Consider the following 1423-nt stretch of genomic DNA (forward strand, 5'->3'; position numbering starts at 1 on the left):
GCTGACCACCGCGGCGCGGGCCCCCGCGGCCACGAGCGCCCGCGCTGCCCCCGGCACCGACGGCACGTCACCGCGGCCCAGGCCGGTCAGCGTCGTCGCAGCCTCCACCCGGTTGGGCTTCACGAGGTCGGGGCCGGCCGCCAAGGCCCGGGTCAGGTGGACGCCGCTGACGTCGAGGACCACCCGCAGGCGCAGCTCGTGCGCCAGACGGGTCACGCGCCTGACGAGGTCGGGGTCGGTGCCCGGCGGGAAGCTGCCCGAGACCGTGAGCAGGGACGCCTCGGCCGCGAGGCCGGTGATCGTCTCGCAGAGCCGGTCCCAGACGCGATGGGACTGGGCGACGCCGGGCTCGTTGAAGAGCGTTGCCCGGCCGCTGGCCTCGATGACGGCCACCGAGCGGCGGGTCGGGCACGGGGACGGGACGAGTCGGTGCCTGACCCGGCGGGCGCCGAGATCGGCCGCGAAGAGGTTGATGTCCGTCTCTCCCACCGGGGCGACCGCCACGGCCTGCGCCCCCATCGTCGTCAGCACGGAGGCGACGTTGAGCCCCTTGCCCCCGGCCCGCTCGCTGACCGAGCCGACGCGGTGCGACTCACCGAGCGCGACGGCGGGGACGGCATACGTGAGGTCGAGCGCCGGGTTCGGCGTGAAGGTGATGATCATCGGCCGACGAGGTCGAGCGCGATGGTGGCAGCGCCGAGGGAGCCGGCGCGGTCGCCGAGGGCGGCGGCCTCGACCGCGACGTCGGCGCGCCGGCCGAGGCGGGCGCGCAGGGCCGCCCGTAGCGGCTCGAAGAGCGTGTCGCCGGCCCGCGCCAGCCCGCCACCGACGAGGACGAGCTCCGTCCCGGCCGCGGCGACGATCGGGGCGACGACGGCCGCGAGGGCGTCGACGGCCTCCTGCCAGACGCGGCCCGCCTCGGGCTCACCGGCCTCGGCGCGGCGTGCCACCTCCTCGGCGTCGCCGGTGATGCCGGTGGCCTCGGACCACCGGCGACCGATGGCCCCGGCGCTGGCGACCGCCTCGAGGCAACCGCGCTCACCGCAGCCGCACAGCGGGCCGTCGGGCACGACGACGACGTGGCCGATCTCGCCGGTCCACGACGACCCGGTGACGAGCCGGCCGCGGCTCAGCATGGCGCTCGCCAGGCCGGTGCCGAGCGGGACGAAGAGCACGTTGTCGGCGTCGCGGGCCGCGCCGAGCCGGTGCTCGGCGAGCAGGCCGGCCCGCACGTCGTGGCCGACGGCGACGGGCACGTCGACGTGGGCGGCGACGCTGCCGCGCAGGTCCAGGTCGTTCCAGCCGAGGTTGGCCGACCACACGCCGATACCCGACACGTCGTCGACCAGCCCGGGCACCACGAGGCCCACGGCCATCACCCGGACCTCCTCGTCGGCGGAGTCATCGGGCGCGCCGGGCGCGC

At 77.1% G+C, this 1423-nt stretch carries 2 protein-coding genes; both read right to left on the reverse strand.

The window, feature by feature from the left end:
- Positions 1–663 (reverse strand): 1-phosphofructokinase family hexose kinase (locus ABD194_RS19230; protein WP_343994479.1); only part of this gene is annotated, 663 nt, incomplete at its 3' end.
- Positions 660–1423 (reverse strand): ROK family protein (locus tag ABD194_RS19235; protein WP_343994481.1); only part of this gene is annotated, 764 nt, incomplete at its 5' end. The genes ABD194_RS19230 and ABD194_RS19235, both read right to left, overlap by 4 nt.

The organism is Terrabacter terrae, assembly GCF_039529575.1.
In the GTDB taxonomy this organism is placed as follows: domain Bacteria; phylum Actinomycetota; class Actinomycetes; order Actinomycetales; family Dermatophilaceae; genus Terrabacter; species Terrabacter terrae.